Origin of the sequence: Streptomyces sp. NPDC005728 (assembly GCF_040630895.1) — a bacterium.
Taxonomy (GTDB): Bacteria; Actinomycetota; Actinomycetes; order Streptomycetales; family Streptomycetaceae; genus Streptomyces.
Map to the genome: position 1 here is coordinate 54,256 of NZ_JBEXYL010000018.1, position 16,686 is coordinate 70,941.

16 protein-coding genes are annotated in these 16,686 nt (G+C 72.2%); 7 read left to right on the forward strand and 9 right to left on the reverse strand.

Annotated elements, in window-relative coordinates:
• Nucleotides 1-112: 112 nt before the first annotated feature.
• The gene (locus tag ABZ471_RS15115) at nucleotides 113-970 is read right to left on the reverse strand and encodes an LLM class flavin-dependent oxidoreductase (protein WP_359066409.1); all 858 of its coding nucleotides are present in this window, start codon (nucleotides 968-970) and stop codon (nucleotides 113-115) included.
• 115 nt (nucleotides 971-1,085) lie between these two features.
• On the opposite strand from ABZ471_RS15115, the gene ABZ471_RS15120 reads away from it, so the two are divergent.
• Together ABZ471_RS15120 and ABZ471_RS15125 are read left to right on the forward strand one after the other, a co-directional pair.
• Nucleotides 1,086-1,868: an alpha/beta hydrolase gene (locus tag ABZ471_RS15120; RefSeq protein WP_359066411.1), complete on the forward strand. Its 783-nt coding sequence runs from the start codon at nucleotides 1,086-1,088 to the stop codon at nucleotides 1,866-1,868.
• Entirely contained in the window at nucleotides 1,865-3,127 is a 1,263-nt protein-coding gene (locus tag ABZ471_RS15125) for a cytochrome P450 (RefSeq protein ID WP_359066413.1), read from the forward strand. Before ABZ471_RS15120 ends, ABZ471_RS15125 begins: the two co-directional genes overlap by 4 nt.
• Here the strand turns inward: ABZ471_RS15125 and ABZ471_RS15130 are convergent.
• Nucleotides 3,104-4,303, reverse strand: coding sequence for a damage-control phosphatase ARMT1 family protein (locus ABZ471_RS15130; protein ID WP_359066415.1), 1,200 nt, complete (start codon nucleotides 4,301-4,303; stop codon nucleotides 3,104-3,106). The genes ABZ471_RS15125 and ABZ471_RS15130 overlap by 24 nt on opposite strands.
• A gap of 22 nt (nucleotides 4,304-4,325) precedes the next feature.
• Nucleotides 4,326-4,973, reverse strand: coding sequence for a ScbR family autoregulator-binding transcription factor (locus tag ABZ471_RS15135; protein ID WP_359066417.1), 648 nt, complete (start codon nucleotides 4,971-4,973; stop codon nucleotides 4,326-4,328).
• Nucleotides 4,974-5,430: 457 nt separating this feature from the next.
• Between ABZ471_RS15135 and ABZ471_RS15140 the strand changes: the two genes are divergently transcribed.
• Nucleotides 5,431-6,366, forward strand: coding sequence for a lytic polysaccharide monooxygenase (locus tag ABZ471_RS15140; RefSeq protein ID WP_359066419.1), 936 nt, complete (start codon nucleotides 5,431-5,433; stop codon nucleotides 6,364-6,366).
• 18 nt (nucleotides 6,367-6,384) lie between these two features.
• Here the strand turns inward: ABZ471_RS15140 and ABZ471_RS15145 are convergent, their stop codons facing one another.
• The gene (locus tag ABZ471_RS15145; protein WP_359066421.1) at nucleotides 6,385-7,038 is read right to left on the reverse strand and encodes a Tat pathway signal sequence domain protein; all 654 of its coding nucleotides are present in this window, start codon (nucleotides 7,036-7,038) and stop codon (nucleotides 6,385-6,387) included.
• 688 nt (nucleotides 7,039-7,726) lie between these two features.
• On the opposite strand from ABZ471_RS15145, the gene ABZ471_RS15150 reads away from it, so the two are divergent.
• Nucleotides 7,727-8,425 carry a DUF6230 family protein gene (locus ABZ471_RS15150; protein WP_359066544.1) on the forward strand — a complete coding sequence of 233 codons (699 nt, stop codon included), beginning with the start codon at nucleotides 7,727-7,729 and terminating at the stop codon, nucleotides 8,423-8,425.
• A gap of 4 nt (nucleotides 8,426-8,429) precedes the next feature.
• Nucleotides 8,430-8,879, forward strand: coding sequence for a DUF6114 domain-containing protein (locus ABZ471_RS15155; RefSeq protein ID WP_359066423.1), 450 nt, complete (start codon nucleotides 8,430-8,432; stop codon nucleotides 8,877-8,879).
• Between the two features lie 76 nt (nucleotides 8,880-8,955).
• On the opposite strand, the gene tatA is transcribed toward ABZ471_RS15155, so the two are convergent.
• The 3 genes from tatA to ABZ471_RS15170 form a co-directional block, all read right to left on the reverse strand.
• Nucleotides 8,956-9,192, reverse strand: a complete 237-nt coding sequence (gene tatA / locus ABZ471_RS15160) for a Sec-independent protein translocase subunit TatA (RefSeq protein WP_359066425.1) — start codon at nucleotides 9,190-9,192, stop codon at nucleotides 8,956-8,958.
• A 91-nt stretch (nucleotides 9,193-9,283) separates the two neighbouring features.
• Nucleotides 9,284-11,815 (reverse strand): magnesium-translocating P-type ATPase, encoded by a 2,532-nt coding sequence (gene mgtA / locus ABZ471_RS15165; RefSeq protein WP_359066427.1) that lies wholly within the window; start codon nucleotides 11,813-11,815, stop codon nucleotides 9,284-9,286.
• Nucleotides 11,816-11,819: 4 nt separating this feature from the next.
• Nucleotides 11,820-12,188: a metalloregulator ArsR/SmtB family transcription factor gene (locus ABZ471_RS15170; RefSeq protein WP_359066429.1), complete on the reverse strand. Its 369-nt coding sequence runs from the start codon at nucleotides 12,186-12,188 to the stop codon at nucleotides 11,820-11,822.
• Nucleotides 12,189-12,361: 173 nt separating this feature from the next.
• Here ABZ471_RS15170 and ABZ471_RS15175 point away from each other — a divergent pair, with 173 nt between their 5' ends.
• Nucleotides 12,362-12,817, forward strand: a complete 456-nt coding sequence (locus ABZ471_RS15175) for a TerB family tellurite resistance protein (protein ID WP_097251767.1) — start codon at nucleotides 12,362-12,364, stop codon at nucleotides 12,815-12,817.
• A 28-nt stretch (nucleotides 12,818-12,845) separates the two neighbouring features.
• Nucleotides 12,846-13,832 carry an Lrp/AsnC family transcriptional regulator gene (locus ABZ471_RS15180; protein WP_359066432.1) on the forward strand — a complete coding sequence of 329 codons (987 nt, stop codon included), beginning with the start codon at nucleotides 12,846-12,848 and terminating at the stop codon, nucleotides 13,830-13,832.
• Between the two features lie 105 nt (nucleotides 13,833-13,937).
• Here the strand turns inward: ABZ471_RS15180 and ABZ471_RS15185 are convergent, their stop codons facing one another.
• Entirely contained in the window at nucleotides 13,938-15,350 is a 1,413-nt protein-coding gene (locus ABZ471_RS15185; protein ID WP_359066434.1) for an MFS transporter, read from the reverse strand.
• Between the two features lie 275 nt (nucleotides 15,351-15,625).
• Complete coding sequence (locus ABZ471_RS15190) at nucleotides 15,626-16,591, reverse strand: ABC transporter substrate-binding protein (RefSeq protein ID WP_359066436.1); 966 nt, start codon at nucleotides 16,589-16,591, stop codon at nucleotides 15,626-15,628.
• Between the last annotated feature and the right edge of the window lie 95 nt (nucleotides 16,592-16,686).

The following is a 16,686-nucleotide window of genomic DNA, read 5'->3' on the forward strand; positions in this document are numbered from 1 at the left end:
CCCTACCCGGCGCCCTGGAGGGCCATCCACCCCGAGGGACATGATCACACCATCGCGTGAACAGGCGGCGAAACAGCGAACTTCCTCGGGTTTCTGTGGCGTTGACCTTCGCTCACGACGGGTGCCGCAGGACCTCCTCGGCGGTCCAGGCCAGCGCGTCCGGGAGCGCCTCCGCGGCGACCGGCAGCCAGAGGGAGACCGCCGACAGGCCCGCCTCCGCCAAGCGCCCCAGCTCGTCCCGTACGCTCTCGGCGGTCGCGTCCGGGCCGCCCAGGGGGCCTTGGGGGACGTCCACGGCGGGCGGGAAGCCCGGCGGCAGCAGGAACCGGACCGTGGTCAGGGCCAGGGTGGCCGGATCCCGGTCGTTCCCCTCGGCGAGTTCCGCCACTCTCCTGCGCACCTGGGAGAGTTGTGCGGCGTCGACTCCCGGGCCGTGCCAGGCGTCACCGTGCCGCAGGGCCCGGCGCAGGACCGCGTCGCCCTGTCCGGCGATCCAGACGGGCGGACCGCCCTCGGTGCGGGGCAGCACGGCGAGCCGCATCTTCTCGTCGTCGCCGCGCCACAACCTCCGTACAAGGGTGAGCTGTTCGTCCGCACGGCGGCCCCGCCCGGCGAACGGGGCGCCGACGGCCGCGAACTCCGCCGTGTCCCAGCCGGTGCCGACGCCCATGGTGAACCGGCCGTGGGACAGCCGGTCGAGCGTGGCGGTCTGGTGGGCGAGGACGACGGGGTCGTACAGCGGCAGGATCAGAACACCGGTCACCAGGCCGATGCGGCGGGTCGCGCCCGCCACCGCGGACAGCAGGACCAGCGGGTCCAGGCTCACGCCGAGACCGCCGGCGAGCAGGTGCCCGCCGGCGACGACGTGGTCGAAGCCCAGTTCCTCGGCCCTGCGGGCCGTCTCCAGGGCGCCGTCGAGCTGGTCATCCGACCGGGGCCACAGTCTGTGCGGTGCCACTCCGATGCGCACGCCCTCGCCTTCCCTCCGCCCGTCCCGTCCGGTGCGCGGTACAGCATCCGGACGCCCGCCGGTATGCCCCGTCCGTACTCTTGCCGAGCCTTCGGGCGGGGGCCACGGTAGGCGCATGACCTCCTTTGTACTGCCCCACGAGGTGCACGGCGACGGCGCCCACAAGGTGTTCGCCGTGCACGGCTGGTTCGCCGACCGGTCGGCCTACGCGGCCGTCCTGCCGGATCTCGACCGCACCGCCTTCACCTACGCGCTGGTCGATCTGCGCGGCTACGGCGGGGCCCGGGACGCCGTGGGCTCCTATACGACGACCGAGGCGGCCGTGGACCTGGTGGAGTTGGCGGACCGGCTGGGCTGGGAGCGGTTCTCGGTGATCGGGCACTCCATGGGCGGCACGGTGGCGCAGCGGCTGATGGCGGTCGCCCCGCACCGGCTGCGCCGCATCGTGGGCGTCTCCCCCGTGCCCGCCTCGGGGCTGCCGCTGCCGGGCGAGCAGGGCGTGCTGTTCGCGGACGCGGCGCACAAGGCGGAGAACCGGCGCGCGATCATCGACTTCACCACCGGGAGCCGCCGTCCCGCCGCCTGGCTCGACCGGATGGTGGAGCGCTCGCTGGAGCGCAGCGACGCGAAGGCGTTCCGGGCCTGGCTGGACTCGTGGGCCGGCGAGGACTTCCGCACCGACGTCGAGGGCTGCGAGGTGCCCGCGCTGGCGGTGGCCGGCGAACTCGATCCGGCCCTGTCGCCGGCGCTGATGCGGGAGACGTGGATGTCCTGGTATCCGCGTGCCGAACTCGTGCCGCTGACCGACGCCGGCCACTACGCCATGGACGAGACCCCGCTGGAGCTGGTCCGCGCGGTGGAGGACTTTCTGCGGGCGGACGAGGGCGAGCCGGCGTGACCGTACGCGAGGCCCCGCCGGTGCCCGACGTCTTCGACCCGCGCCGGTACGCGGCCGGGGTGCCGTACGCCGCCTACCGCGTCCTGCGCGACCACCATCCTGTGGCCTGGCAGGACGAGCCGGAGGTGCTGGGCTGGCCGGCCGGCACGGGGTTCTGGGCGGTGACCCGGCACGCCGACGTGGTCCGGGTGCTGAAGGACTCGGCGACGTACTCCTCGTACCTCGGCGCGACCCAGATCCGCGACCCCGACCCGGACGACCTGCCGTTCATCCGGCGCATGATGCTCAACCAGGATCCGCCGCAGCACGGTCGGCTGCGGCGGCTGGTGAGCCGTGCGTTCACTCCGGGGCGCATCGACCGGTTCACGGCGCTCGCCCGGGAGCGCGCCCGCACCCTGCTCGACCGGGCGCGGGAGGAAGCCCGGTCGGGTGACGGCACGGTCGACCTGGTCGCGGCCGTCACCGACGAGTACGCCCTGCTCAACCTGGCGGATCTGCTGGGGGTTCCGGAGAGCGACCGGCGGCTGCTGCTGCACTGGACGCAGCGGGTCATCGGCTACCAGGATCCGGACGAGGCCGGCGCCCCGGTGCTGGACGCTGCGGGCAAGCCGGTCAACCCGCGTTCGCCGGCGATGCTGCGGGACATGTTCGCCTACGCCAGACAGTTGACTGTATACAAACGACGGTGTCCTGCCGACGACATCATGACGACACTCGCCTCCGACGCGGAACTCGCCGACGCCGAACTGGAGATGTTCTTCTTCCTGCTCACCGTCGCCGGCAACGACACCGTGCGCAGCGCGGCTCCCGGCGGGCTGCTGGCCCTGGCGGAGCATCCGGAGGCGTACGAGCTGCTGCGTGCCGGGAAGGTCGGAATACAGTCTGCAGTAGACGAGTTGCTGCGCTGGCATCCGCCCGTGCTCAGCTTCCGCCGGACCGCCGCCCGGGACACCGAACTGGCGGGCCGCAGGATCCGGGCGGGCGACAAGGTCGTGGTGTTCCACGCCTCGGCCAACCGGGACGAGCGGGCCTTCGCCGAGCCCGGCCGACTGGATCTCGCCCGCACGCCCAACCCGCACGTGTCCTTCGGGGACGGCCCGCATGTGTGCCTGGGCGCCCACTTCGCACGCCTGCAACTGCGGCTGCTCTACGAGGAGGTGCTGCGCGCGCTGCCCGGGCCGCGTCCCGCGGGGCCGGCCGGGCGGCTCGTGTCCAACTTCATCAACGGTGTCAAATCACTGCCGCTGACCGTCGTTTGAGGCCTTCACCTGGATCAGCGCGTGCGTGCCGCCGGTGCGCCAGCGCTGTGCCTCCGCCTCGACCAGCGCGGCCTCGGTGGCCGCGGTCAGGCCGGTGATCACGTCGGACTTGAGGGTGCGCAGGGCGGCGACCGATCCGGGGAAGTAGGCGGTGACCTCCTGGAAGGGCGTGGTGGGCGGCCACCTCCGATCGCCCACCAGGCGGCGGTAGTTGAGGTCGCCCTTGACGAGGGTCAGCGTCGCCGAGGCGAACTCGTCGCGCAGGTCGTCCGGTAGGTCGGCGTACGGCAGCGGGGCGCAGGAGAAGGGGTGGGCGCGCACCGTGAGCCGGCCGTCCGCCATGGCCGCCCAGAGCGCCCGCCCGTACCCGGCGGCCGCGCCCGGTGCCGCGGCGAGGCGCTGCAGGGCGTCGACCACGTCGGCGGTCGTGGCGTCGGATACGTAGTACGGGTACGGCTTGACGTGCAGGACCGCCCGCTCGATCCGCCCCTCGGTGAGGAGGTGGGCGATCAGGAGCAGGTCGGGGACGAGTTCGCGGCCCGCGTTGTCCGCGACCAGGAACAGGGCGCCCGCGCCGGAGGGCGGCAGCAGCGACCACAGGGTCTCGCTGTCGTCGGCGACCAGGGCGGGGGCCGGCTCCGCGGCCTCGGCGCCCCCGGCGGACAGGCGGAAGCCCAGGTCGGCGCGGTTGCCCCAGAGCGAGCCGTGCAGCAGGGCGCGGGCCCGCTCCGGTTCCGGCCGGTCCTGGAGCGTGTCGAGCGCGGCCAGTTCCTCGTCGGTCTCCGGGGCGTCGAGTTCGGCCCGTTTGAAGGGGCGGAACGGGTCGATGCCCTGCCAGGCTCCCGGACCGCAGGAGCCGACCGCGTCGAGCAGCCGGCGGTAGAAGTAGCTTTCGGACCACAGCCACGGCACGTCGAACCACGAGTGTCCGACCTGGTCGTCCAGGCCCCAGGCGCGCCAGCGGTCGCGGTCGTCCGCGTTCTCGGGCAGCGGTTCGATCACGCCTTCGGTGCAGCTCTTCAGCAGCTCGTCCAGCGCACGGTGCTGCCCGGGGCCGTACGGGAAGGCCTCCCGCACCTGGCGGATGATCGCGGGGTGTCGCTCGGCCAGCACGCTGTGCGGGAACGAGCCGGGTTCGTTGCCGAGGATCACGGGCGCCGCAGGGGTGTCGGGCATGTCCGTCACCGTATCGCGCGGGTCAGCCGGTTCTGATCTCCCGCTCCAGCTGTGTGGCGAGGGTCAGATAGCGCGGGCGGCGGTGCACCGGCACCAGACCCCGGACCATGAGGTACCACATCTCGGCCACCCTGCGGGGCAGCCGTGCGACAGGCTCGAGGGCGCGGCCGGCGACCCGGGTTCCGATGAAGAAGCAGACCAGGGAGTGCGCGACGACATGGACGTCGATCTCGGAGTTCACGTCGGCCTCCTTGACGGCCCCGCTGAACTTCCGGGTGGCGAACTCCAGCCACTCGGTGAAGGGGTGTCGGAGCGGCGCCCGTACGACGACGTCCGCGGTGGCGAGGCGCAGTCCGGCGCGCGGCACCGGGTCCTCCACGGCGAGCCGGGCGATGCAGAACGTGATGCGCATCAGGGACTCCAGCGAGGAGTAGCCGCGGCCCTCGATGTCGTCCACGACCTGCTGCGCGGCTTTGGCCTGGAGTTCCAGGATGGCGTGGGCCAGGTCCTCCTTGGCGGCGAAATGGAAGTACAACGCCCCTTTGGTGACCTGCGCATGGCCGACGATGTCACTCAGACTGGTGGATTCATAGCCCTGCCGGTCGAACAGATCGGCAGCGGCGGTGATGATCGTCGCCCGGGTCTGCTCAGCGCGCAACTGCCTCGCCATCGACTGACCCCTTCCTTGCGGCTCTAACGAACGGGACACGCGGTTTGTTTCTCCTTGGGCATACGATAACTCACCGAGCGGCAAAGGGAGTCGGGTGGTCGGGATGGATTTCACCACGTTCCACGCCTACGGACGGCGCCGGCACGATACTTATCGTTTCGCAAATGGATGTCGCAGTACAGCACTCGTCGCACGTTTCCTGAGCGTTTCCGGAAGCCAACAGCCGGTGTCCGTCCGGACTTGGAGTGCGGCGACGGAGGGCGCCGTGCCGCTTCCGCGTGGACCTCGATGACCTCCGCCAAAACCGCCCGACCGGTCTGTGTCGTGTGCTGCCTGGCTCCGAGGGATCCTGGACGGCCGGGCAGGCGGAGGTCCGTGGCAGCTGAACACGGCGGAGGTGTGCCCCGTACTGGACACCGCAGACCCCGTTCCCGCGCCTGCCGAGGAGACGTCCCGGATGACTCGGATGACCGCCCGCCTGTGTGTCACGGCGGCCGCTGCTGCGGCACCGCTCCTGCTGCTGCCATGGGCGGCGGGGTCTGCCCAGGCCCACGGCGCCCCCACGGATCCGGTCAGCCGGGTGTACGCCTGCTCGCCCGAGGGCGGTAGCGCGAACCGGTCGGCGGCCTGCCGGGCGGCGATCGCCGCGAACGGCGCGCCCTTCACTGCATGGGACAACCTGCGTGTGGCAGGGGTGGGCGGCCGGGACCGCCAGGTGATTCCGGACGGCAGGCTGTGCAGCGGGAACCTGCCCGCCTACCGGGGGCTCGATCTGGCCCGGCGGGACTGGCCGGTGACACAGCTGAACCCGGGCGGCCGGCTGACGATGACGTACGCCTCGACGATCGCGCACACCGGTACGTTCAGGCTGTACCTCACCAAGCCCGGCTACGACCCGGCGAAGCCGCTGAAGTGGTCCGACCTGCCCACGCGCCCCTTCGCCGAGGTCACGGACCCACCGCTGACGAACGGGGCGTACCACATTCCGGCGACGCTGCCGAAGGACCGGACGGGCCGTCAGGTGCTGTACACGATCTGGCAGAACACCAGCACGCCCGACACCTACTACTCGTGTTCCGACGTGGCGTTCCCGGAGGCGGGGGCGGCGCGGGCCACCGGGGCGGCCGCCGCCTCGAAGGCACCGGCGAGTCCGCGGCCCGCGCGGACGGCGACGGCGAAGCCCTCGACGGGAACGCCGACTCCCGTGGCCGAAAAGGGGAAATCGGGCGCGGAGACGAGCACTTCGACGGGCACCACGGGCGAGAGCACGCCAGTGGCCGAGGCCACCCACGCGGACGCGGGCCCCTCGGCTCCGTTGCTGGCGGGCGGCGCCGTAGCGGTGCTGGTGCTCACCGGGGGCGCCGCCCTGGTACTACGTCTGCGTCGACGCTGAACGCCCCTTCGGAAAAGGTCAGTTGACGTAGACCGGGGCGCCCGCGTCGGTGACGGGGGCGTACTTGGCGGTGAAGTAGCCGCTGGCGAAGCAGAGCGAGGAACCCGAGCTCTTGGTGAACTGCTGGTTGGTGAAGGCGATGCTGCTGTCGCTGTTGTCGGCCTTGCCTGTCAGGCTCGGCGCCTGGTAGACGCAGGAGATGGTGCCCAGCAGGGTGCGCAGCTTCACCGTGGTCTGGATGGTGGAGCCACTGGCCGGCGACACGGTGAGGGTGCCGTCGGAGGCGACCGTCGCGGTGTAGGGCAGGTGGTCGACCGTGATGCTGCTGACGCCGAGCACACCGGTGACGTTGCTGGTGCAGCTGCTGCTGTCGAAGGTGTGCCCGGTGACCGACTCGGAGGCCGTACCGGGGGCGGTCGGGTTGTCGGTGACCGCGGCGGTGAACTGCGACGAGGTGCAGGTGACCCCGCTGGTGCCGGTCGCGCTGGAGTAGAGCGTGGCGGACGTGCCACTGGCCAGCGGGGCGGTCAGGGTGTCGCCGACGGCGGCGGCGGTGCCACCGGCGCTGCCCGTGGTCAGGACCGCACTTCCGTCCGCGGAGGCGGGGACGGCCGCGGCGACGGTGAGCGCGGTGACGGTTCCGGCGAGGGCGAGGAGGGATCGCGTACGCATGCGGGTGCCTCTTTCCTGGGGTGGGGGGACAACGTGGGGTGGGGTGAGGGGGGACGACGTGGGGTGGGGTGAGGGGGGACGACGTGGGGTGGGGGCGTTGGCGCGGTGGGGATGGCGCTACAGAGGGCGTCGCCGTCGCCGGTCCGTGACGCCTTCTCCGTACGTGACGGACCGGCGACGGCGGTCGGCCGGGCACCGGTCGAAGGCCTCGGGGGAAGGCCTCCGACCGGGCCGGACAGGGGGCGGCCGGGCACGGGCCGAGGGGGGAAGCCGACCGTGCCGGTGCCGTGCTGGTATGGAGCGGTTGATGAAGGAAGGCCGGGAACGCGGCCGATGCCGCTCGACGGATCCGGCGCCACGGATCCGGGGGAAACCTGGGAGAGTTGTAGACCGCCTCAACCATCAACGTCAAGGCGCAGCAAGGTAGTTGCTGTCTGACGGGCTCCACCCGTTACCGCTTCACGGCTGGCCGCGGAGACGTCCGCGCATACCCGACACCCTTTTTTCACAACTCCCTTGACCCCAAAAAGTAACCGGCGGTAACTTCCTCGAAGGCTACTGCCGCGTAACGAGAAAGCCCTTGCATCCGCCGGGAGTGCGAGGAGGCGTGCGTGACAGTCGCTGTCCGCGCCAGGACAACGCGCCACTGAACCCCAACCCGCATTGACCTATGCCCATGGGAGCAGACATGGCCTCGTCCCCGGACCTCTCGTCCGCCGACAACACCCCCGAGAACCCGGGAAGCGGTTCCCCGTCCGAAACCTCGACCGATTCCGGCGCCGTCGCCGGCGGCGAGAGAAGAGGCCGGGTCCGGTTGCGCAGGGCCGCCGTCATGGCGGTACCCGCCACCGTGGTCGCCGCGAGCCTCGCGGTGCTCACCGCACAGGGGGCGCTCGGCGTGCAGTTCGCGATCTCGGGCATGCCGTTCACGGTCACGGCGACGGAACTCAACGGCACCGGGTTCGAGCAGTTCGGCGGGCTCGACAACATGGCGGACGGCAGCCCCAACGCCGGGGACACCGGTGGGCAGGTGCTCGTCGTCACCTCCGCGATCAAGAACGCCACGCTCACCAAGCTGTGCCAGAGCGTCGACCTCGGCGGCACCAACCTGAAGATCACCGCCGGCGGGGGCGAGCAGAAGGTGACCGCGAGCGACCTCACCACCGACTCGACCGAGCTGTCGGGCGACGCGGCCTTCAACAACATAGAGATCGGCAACGACGCCAGCACGCTGAACAAGGCCAACGCGAAGGGCCCGATCGGCGTCTTCAGCCAGCAGGCCGACACGGTGCACATCGGCAACCTGCGCCAGACCAACTACGCGACCACCGCCGGTGTGTTCAAGCTGCCCGGACTCAAGCTGAGTTTCAGCGACAAGGCCTGCTGATCCGATGCCGGAGCGTCCACATCAGGGACCGAGGCCCGCCTTCCGCAGGTGGCGGGCCCGTCGGCCGTTCTGGGGCGGGCTGCTGCTGACCCTCGGCGGCGGGGAGATCCTGCTCACCGAGAAGGCCTCGCTGAAGGTCGTGATGCACATCGGCATGCAGGGCCTGGCCGGCTATCTGCTGCCGACGCTCATGGTGCTGCTGGGGCTGCTGATCCTCTTCAACCCCGGCCAGCGGCTCTTCTACTCCCTCACCGGCATCCTGGTCACCCTGGGGACCTGGATCACCTCGAACCTGGGCGGCTTCTTCGTCGGCCTCCTCCTCGGCGCCACCGGCTGCTGCCTGGCCTTCGGCTGGCTCCCCGACCAGGCGCCCCGCGTGAGCCGCCGCCGACGCCGCAAGGAGTCACGGGAAGCGGCGCGGCGCCTGGCGGAAGGGGCGGGAGAACCGGCCTGACGGCGTCGGCGGCGCGCGCGTCCGCCGTCGACGGCCTCACCGCACGGGGCACGGAAGGGCGCCATCCGGACAGCCTCTAGGCGTCCGGCGCCGTGCGGGTCACCGTCGGCTCCACGACCGCGGCCTTGCCGGCACCGGCCGCCGCGGCCGGTGTGCCGTTCTCGTCCTTCATCGCCTTCGCCTCGCCCTTGAGGATGCGCATGGACTTGCCCAGCGCCCGGGCGGTGTCCGGCAGCTTCCTGGAACCGAACAGCACGAGGAACACGATCGCGACGATCACCAGGCGCCAGGGCTCAAGTCCGTTGCGGAGCACGACCGCCCCTCCCTTTCTCGGATTCCGCAAAGACGATTGCCACATTGCGCAACTGTGCAACCCGGGTGAGATCCCCCTGCATGAACCCGGCCTACGGCTGACGCCGGTCGTGGCGCGTCTTCGCCACGGTGAGGGCGAGGGCGTAGAAGCCGAGGACGGCGACGAGCAGCAGGTGGTACGCGGCGGGCAGGGCCGCCATGCCGAGGGCCGCGCCCAGCGGGCTGGGCGGCAGGAGCACGCCGACGGCGGCGAGCGCGGCCGCGGCCCCGCCGACCGGTCCGGGGCGGCGGCCCTCGGCGATGCGCCGGCCGGTACGCACAAGCAGCATCACCAGGGCCTGGGTGAGCAGGTTCTCGGTGAACCAGGCCGAGTGGAAAACGGCTTCGTCGTCCACGGCGTCGGGGCCGTGCAGAGCCAGCGCGAGCACGCCGAAGGTGGCGAGGTCCGCGACCGCGTTGAGCACGCCGAACACCGTGACGAAGCGCAGGAAGGCGGGCGGTCGCAGCACGGTCGGCCGGCGCAGCGCCCGCGCGTCGGGGCGGTCGTGCGCGAACGCGAGCTGGGAGGCGTCGAAGCACAGGTTCTGCGCGAGGACCTGGGCCGGGAGCATCGGCAGGAAGGGCAGCAGCAGTCCGGCGGCGAGCATCGCGATGACGTTGCCGAGGTTGGAGGAGAGGGTGACGCGCAGGTAGGAGGCGATGTTGGCGCTGCTGTGCCGGCCGGCGGTGACGGCGTGTCCGATCGCGGTGAGGTCTTTGTCGGCGAGCACGACGTCGGCGCTCGCACGGGCCAAGTCCACGGCACCGCGCGGGGCGAGGCCGACGTCGGCGGCGAGCAGTGCGGGCACGTCGTTGACGCCGTCGCCGAGGAAGCCGACGGTGTGCCCGGCCGCGCGCAGACCGGCGACGATGCGCGCCTTTTCCTCGGGGGTGCACCGGGCGACGACCGAGGGCCCTGCCGGTACGGCCGTACCGGCGCCGTCCGCCGCGGACCGCACCTGGTCCGGCTCCAGTCCCAGGTCGCGGCAGACGCGAGCCGCCGTGCCGGGGTGGTCGCCGGTGAGGACGTGGACCGTGATGCCGAGGTCGGTGAGGGTGCGCAGGGCTTCGGCGGCGCCGGGGGCGAGGGCGTCGCGGAAGGTGATCAGGCCGCGGTAGGTGAGGCCGTGTTCGTCGGCGGAGGTGCAGGGCCGGGTGCGGGCGGTGGAGGTCCCCCCGCTCGACCGAAGCCGGGAGTACGGGAGTTCGGCGGTGGCGACGGCGAGGACGCGCAGCCCGGCGTCCGCCTCGCGCGCGGCGAGGGCGAGCAGGCGCCGGCGTTCGTCGTCCGGCAGGTCACAGCGGTCCAGGACGGCCTCGGCGGCGCCCTTGGTCACCAGGACATGGCGGCCGGGGCCATCGGTGACGACGGCGGTCGCGGTGCGCCGGGCCGGGTCGAAGGGCAGGGCGGCGAGGCCGTCGTACTCCTCGCCGACGGGTCCGGCGGCGGCGAGCAGGGCCTCGTCGAGGGCGTCCGGGGCCGGCAGTTCGGCGAGTTGCAGGGTCCACCAGGCGCCGACGGCCGCCCAGCGCAGCACGTCGGGGTCGTCCCGGCCGTCCGGTCCGAGCGAGCGGGCGAGGACGGGCCGGTCCTGGGTGAGGGTGCCGGTCTTGTCCAGGCACAGCACGTCGACCGCGCCGAGGTCGTGCAGCGCGGGCAGGCGTCGTACGACGACCCGATGGGTGCGGGCGAGCAGGGCGGCGCCCCGGGCCAGGCAGGTGGTGACGATCACCGGGAGCATCTCGGGGGTGAGCCCTACGGCCACCGCGACGGCGAACGGCAGGGTGTCCAGGCCCCAGCCGTGCAGGGCGGCGCCCGCCATGAGGACCAGCGGCGGGGTGAGCAGCATGAACCGGACGAGGACCCAGGAGATCCCGTGCACGGACCGGTCGAAGGCGCTGGGGGAACCGCGGCGGTGCGGGGCCTGCTGCCCGGCGGCGAAGCGGGTGCGCGGACCGGTCTCCACGACGACCGCGGCGGCGCCGCCCGCGACGACGTCGCTGCCCTGGAAGCACAGATGGGACTCCGCGCGCGGGTCGGGCACGTCGACCGCGGTCTTGGCGACGGGCGCGGACTCGCCGGTGAGGGCGGACTCGCGCACGGTCAGACCGCGGGCGCGGAGCAGTCGTACGTCCGCCGGGACGAGGTCGCCGGGGCCGAGCCGTACGACGTCGCCGGGCACGAGGTCGGCGACCGGGACCTCACGCGCGGACGGTCCCACTCCGTCATCGGGGCGGCGCAGCACGGTGGCCGTGCCGGCGACCAGTTCGCGCAGAGCGGCCAGGGCGCGGTCGGCGCGGCGCTCGCCGGCCGCGCGCAGCACGCAGCTGACCGCGACCAGGGCGAGGATCACGGCGGCGGTGCCCCAGGAGGCGACGCACGCCGAGACCAGGCCGAGCGTGAGCAGGACGGCGGTGAAGGGGTCGCGCAGCCCGTCGGCGTACCGGCGGAGCCAGGAGGGGGCACGGGCCTGGGGCGGGGTGTTCTCGCCGACGGCGGCGAGCCGGGCGGCGGCCTCCTCGTCGGTGAGTCCGCGCGGGCCGGTCTCCAGGCGCCGCAGCAGTGCGAGCGAGGTGTCGGTCACGGGTTCAGAGGCCGCGGAGGCGGCGGGCCGGGACCGTGGTGGGCGCCTCCCGTTCGGCGAGCCGGCCGACGAGGAGGTGGACGACGTCGACGACGGCGGCCTGCCCCTCGGCGTCCACGAAGTACACCTGGCGGCGGCCCTCGCGGCGGGAGCGGACGAGGCCGGCGAGTTTGAGCTTGGTCAGATGCTGGCTGACGGCCGGGAGCGCGCCGCCGACCCGTTCGGCGAGCCCGGTGACGTCGCTCTCGCCCTGGGCCAGCGCCCAGACGATGTGCAGCCGGGCGGGCGAGGCGAGCAGTCCGAAGGCCGCGGCGGCCTCCGTGAGCACCTCGGCCGAGGGGTCCTGCCGGCCCGTGCCGGGCGCTGTCGCCACTTCGTCGTCCTCCTGCCGCTTCTTCGCAGCGTTTCGTCTGTGTTCCGTCTGTGTGCGGGGAATCAGTCTAGGGCGCCGGAACTTATCGGCCGCCCCATGAGTTTCTACGTTGCTGTAGAAGATGCTGCAGGCGTTTCCGTCTTGGCAATCGACCGTGGATATGAGGAGTTCGCATGGCCCTGTGGGACCGCGTCAAGGAGTCGGCGTCGCAGATGCAGACCCAGCTGGTGGCGAAGAAGAACGACCTGAAGAGCGGTGCCTTCCGCGATGCGAGCATGGCGATGTGCGCGCTCGTGGCCGCCGCGGACGGCACGATCGACCCGTCGGAGCGGCAGCGGGTGGCCCAGCTCATCGCGACGAACGAGGTGTTGCAGAACTTCCCTGCCGACGACCTGAGGCGCCGCTTCGAGGAGAACCTGAACAAGCTGACCACCGACTTCGACTTCGGCAAGGTGAGCGTGCTCCAGGAGATCGCCAAGGCGAAGAAGAAGCCCGCCGAGGCGCGCGCCGTGGTGCAGATCGGCATCGTCATCGGCGGCGCCGACGGCGACTTCGACAAGACCGAGCAGGCGGTGGTGCGTGAGGCGTGCTACACGCTGGACCTGCCGCCGCACGAGTTCGACCTCTGATCCGTCGGCACCCGCGAGGATGGGGGGCATGCTCGACGACCTCGACCGTGCCCTCATCCACGCCCTGCACCTGGACGGCCGGGCGCCGTTCAGCCGGATCGCCGCGGTGCTCGGAGTCTCGGCGCAGACGGTCGCCCGCCGCTACGGCCGACTGCGCACCGAGGCCGGGCTGCGGGTGGTGGGCCTGGCCGACCCGCACCGGGCGGGCCGTACCCAGTGGCTGGTGCGGCTCACGGCGGCGGCGCGGTCCGCTCAGGACATCGCCGCGGCGCTGGCGCGGCGGCCGGACACGTCGTGGGTGCGGCTTTCCTCGGGCGGAACAGAGATCACCGCGGTGATCCACGCCCCCGCCGAGGACGCCGCCCCCGACTCCCTTCTCCTGCGGGACATTCCGCGCACCGGCGGGATCACCGCCGTGTCCGCGCACTGCCTGCTCCACACCTACCTGGGCGGACCGGCGAACTGGCGGCGCAGCGCCCAGGCCCTGGACGAGGAGCAGCGCGCGGCGCTGGCGTACCGCAGCAGCACGGAGGAGGTGCGTCAACCGGAGCCGGGCGACGCCGAGTTGCTGGCCGCACTGGAGAGGGACGGGCGGCTCGGACAGGGGGAGCTGGCCCGGGCGACCGGCTGGTCGCCCGCGACCGTGGCCCGTCGGCTGGCCGAACTGCGAGCGGCGGGCGCGCTGTTCTTCGACGTGGAGGTCGACGTCGGTGTCTTCGGAGTGCGCACCCGGGCGCTGCTGTGGCTGTCGGTGCGGCCGGCGGATCTGGAGGAGGTCGGGCTGGCCCTGGCGGGCCATGACGAGCTGGCCTTCGTGGCGGCGACCACCGGCCCCTCCAACCTGGTCGCCCAGGCACTGTGCCGCGACCCGGCCGACCTGCACCGCTACCTCACCCGTCGGCTGGGCGCGCTGCGGGCGGTCCGGTCCCTGGAGACCAGCCCGGTGCTGCGCACCCTGAAGGCGGCGAGCCCGTCGCTCACGGACCTGGCACGGGTACGCCGCCCCTCGCGGTGAGACCGGCGCCGGCGCGGTGCCGGGGGACGCGAGCATTCCCCCAGGTCCCGCCGGGGTCTTTCTCCCCGGGTCGCTACACCTGGGGTCTGTCCGGCGGATCAGGCTCTACTCCCGGTCCGCCCTGCCCACCCGGCCGCTCGCCACCGCGCACACCCCTACGAGTCCCATCGCCGCCCAGCACGCCGCCTGGGCCGCCCGCAGGGCCGCGCCCGGGTTGCCGGTGCCCGCACCGGCCAGGTACACGCTGCCGAGGATCGCGACGCCCAGGGTGGCGCCGAGTTGCTGGACCGCGTTGAGCAGACCGGCCGCCGAACCGATCTCCTGGGGGCGCAGCGGGTGCAGGGCGAGGGTGAAGAAGGCCGGGGTGAACAGGCCGGCGCCGAGGCCGACGAGGGCGAGGGCGGGCGGCAACGCACCCGGGTAGTGGCCGGGGGCGGCCGTACGGTAGGCCACGACGGCGGCGAGCAGGCCGGTCAGGAGCACGCCGAGCCCGTACGGCATCAACCGGCGCCCGTACCGCCGTACCAGTCGGGCGCCCGCCAGCCAGGACGCGACCGCGAGGCCGGCCGACCACGGGATGAGGCTCAGGCCCGACTCCAGCACGCCGGTGTGCGCGCCGAGTTGGAGCTGGAGCACGACCACCGTGGTCATGCCGGTCGTCACCGCGAAGAACACGGTCGAGGTGACCAGGGCGGCGGGGAAACCCCGGTGGGTGAACAGGCTCGGCTCCAGCAGGGGCCGGGCCGAGCGACGCTGGTGCCGGGCGAACAGGGCGAGGACGAGAAGGCCGGCGAGCAGCAGCGCCCAGCGGTGTGCGGGCAGTCGGGTGACGTCGGCGCCGATGACGGGATACACGACGAGCCCGGTACCGATCGCCGCCAGCGCGGTGCCCGGCCGGTCGAGGGCCGGCCGGAGCGGGGCGCGGTCCTCCGGGAGCAGCGGGGCGAGAGTGAGGACGACTGCGGCGACGGGCACGTTCACCAGGAACGCGGCCCGCCAGGAGGAGCCGAACAGGTCGGCGTGGGTGAGCACACCGCCGAGGACCGGTCCGCAGACGGCGGCCAGGCCCATGACAGGACCGATGCTGCCCAGCGCCCTTGCGGTCTCCTCCCCCGAGAACATCGCCTTGATCAGCCCGATGGTCTGGGGGATGACCAGGGCCGCCGCCGCGCCCTGCACCACCCGGAAGCCGATCAGAAGGCCCGCGGTCGGTGCCAGGGCGCAGGCCACCGAGGCCGCGGCGAAGGCCACGACCCCGAGGACGAACAGCCGGCGCCGGCCCGTGCGGTCGCCGAGCCGCCCACCGGTGATCAGCAGCACGGCGAACGGCAGGGTGTACGCGGTGCCGAACCACTGCACGTCGGAGACCGAGCCCCCCAGGTCGGCGTGGACGGCGGGCGCGGCGACCTGGACGACGGTCGCGTCCAGCAGGTTCATGGCCTCGGCCAGCAGCAGGGCGGCCAGGGCCGGCCAGCGCCATCGGTAGGCCTCGGCGGGCAGCACGCGTTCCGTGGTCATGGGAGTCCCCTCGCACTCGGCATGTAGCGGTCACGGATCAGCGTGGGAGCGCACGGGGAACGACCTCCAACCAGGCCGGGAAGGACGCGGATTTCTTCCGTCACATCCGTCGGTCGTACGGAAAACTCACACGGACACTCACCTGCAGACGCACACGCCGACCAGGCGGACCGCGCGGGATCACCACTCCGCGAAACACGACGAAGCGGGTGCCCCCGGCCTCCGGGGGCACCCGCTTCGTCGTGTCCACGGTCGCTTCCGCGCCGTGCGGTCGGTCAGTCGAGACCGGCGGACTTCAGCCAGGCTTGGGCGACGTCCAGCGGGTCCTTGTTCTCCGACTGCACCTGGGTGTCCAGGTCCAGCAGGGTCGCCGTGTCCAGCTTGGCGGAGACGGCGTTGAGCGCGTCGACGCCCTTCTGGGGCAGGGCGCTCTTGTACACGAGCGGCTGGATGTTCTCGAAGCCGAAGAGGTTCTTCGGGTCCTGGAGGACGACGAACTTCTCCTTGGAGATGGTCGCGTCGGTGGTGAAGATGTCCGCGGCCTGCACCGTGTTCTGCTTCAGCGCCGTCTGGGTGAGCGGGCCGCCCGCGTCCAGCGCCTTGAAGGACTTGAACTCCAGGCCGTACACGTCCTTCAGGCCTACCAGGCCCTGCTGACGGGTCTGGAACTCCGGCGAGGCACCGATGGCCAGGTCCTTCGCGATGTCCTTCAGGTCGGCGATGGACGACTTCTCGGTGAGGTGGTACTTGCTCGCGGTGGCCGCGTTGACCGTGACCGAGTCCTTGGACTGGGCGGGCGAGGGGTCCAGCAGGGTCAGCTTGGAGTCCAGCTTGGCCTCGATGGCCGACGTGGTCGCCTCGGCGGACTTCGGCCTGGCCTTCTGGTCGAGGTAGGCCAGCAGCGCGCCGTTGTACTCGGGCAGGACCGAGATGGAACCGTTCTTGAGCAAACCGTAAGTGGTCTCACGGCTGCCGATGTTCGGCTTGTAAGTGACCTTGATTCCCTTGGCCTTGAGGGCCTCGCCGTAGATGTCCGCGAGCAGGGTGCTCTCGGCGAAGTTGTTGGAGCCGACGACGACACTGTCGCCGCTCGCCTTGCTGCCCGGATCAGCAAGGGGGTCGTCGCCCTTGCCGTCGGAGGAGTTACAGCCCGCCAGCAGAGCCGTCGCCGCCGCGAGGGCGACCGCCGCCGCGCCTCGGTTCCTCCGGATGGACCTGCTGATGCGCTTGGTGGAAGTCACCTACTGATCCAATCCAGCCAGTTCTTGGTCAGTCAAGTGCCTCCAGGTCACCGATTGGCTTCGATGCGCGTTCAGTTGTGCGCAGAGAGCGCTCA

Excerpts from the sequence above, each read along its gene's own strand:
- ABZ471_RS15120 (WP_359066411.1), top strand. The coding sequence starts at position 1,086 with ATGACCTCCTTTGTACTGCCCCACGAGGTGCACGGCGACGGCGCCCAC.
- ABZ471_RS15130 (WP_359066415.1), bottom strand. The coding sequence starts at position 4,303 with ATGCCCGACACCCCTGCGGCGCCCGTGATCCTCGGCAACGAACCCGGC.
- ABZ471_RS15135 (WP_359066417.1), bottom strand. The coding sequence starts at position 4,973 with ATGGCGAGGCAGTTGCGCGCTGAGCAGACCCGGGCGACGATCATCACC.
- ABZ471_RS15140 (WP_359066419.1), top strand. The coding sequence starts at position 5,431 with ATGACTCGGATGACCGCCCGCCTGTGTGTCACGGCGGCCGCTGCTGCG.
- ABZ471_RS15145 (WP_359066421.1), bottom strand. The coding sequence starts at position 7,038 with ATGCGTACGCGATCCCTCCTCGCCCTCGCCGGAACCGTCACCGCGCTC.
- ABZ471_RS15150 (WP_359066544.1), top strand. The coding sequence starts at position 7,727 with ATGGCCTCGTCCCCGGACCTCTCGTCCGCCGACAACACCCCCGAGAAC.
- ABZ471_RS15155 (WP_359066423.1), top strand. The coding sequence starts at position 8,430 with ATGCCGGAGCGTCCACATCAGGGACCGAGGCCCGCCTTCCGCAGGTGG.
- ABZ471_RS15175 (WP_097251767.1), top strand. The coding sequence starts at position 12,362 with ATGGCCCTGTGGGACCGCGTCAAGGAGTCGGCGTCGCAGATGCAGACC.
- ABZ471_RS15180 (WP_359066432.1), top strand. The coding sequence starts at position 12,846 with ATGCTCGACGACCTCGACCGTGCCCTCATCCACGCCCTGCACCTGGAC.
- ABZ471_RS15185 (WP_359066434.1), bottom strand. The coding sequence starts at position 15,350 with ATGACCACGGAACGCGTGCTGCCCGCCGAGGCCTACCGATGGCGCTGG.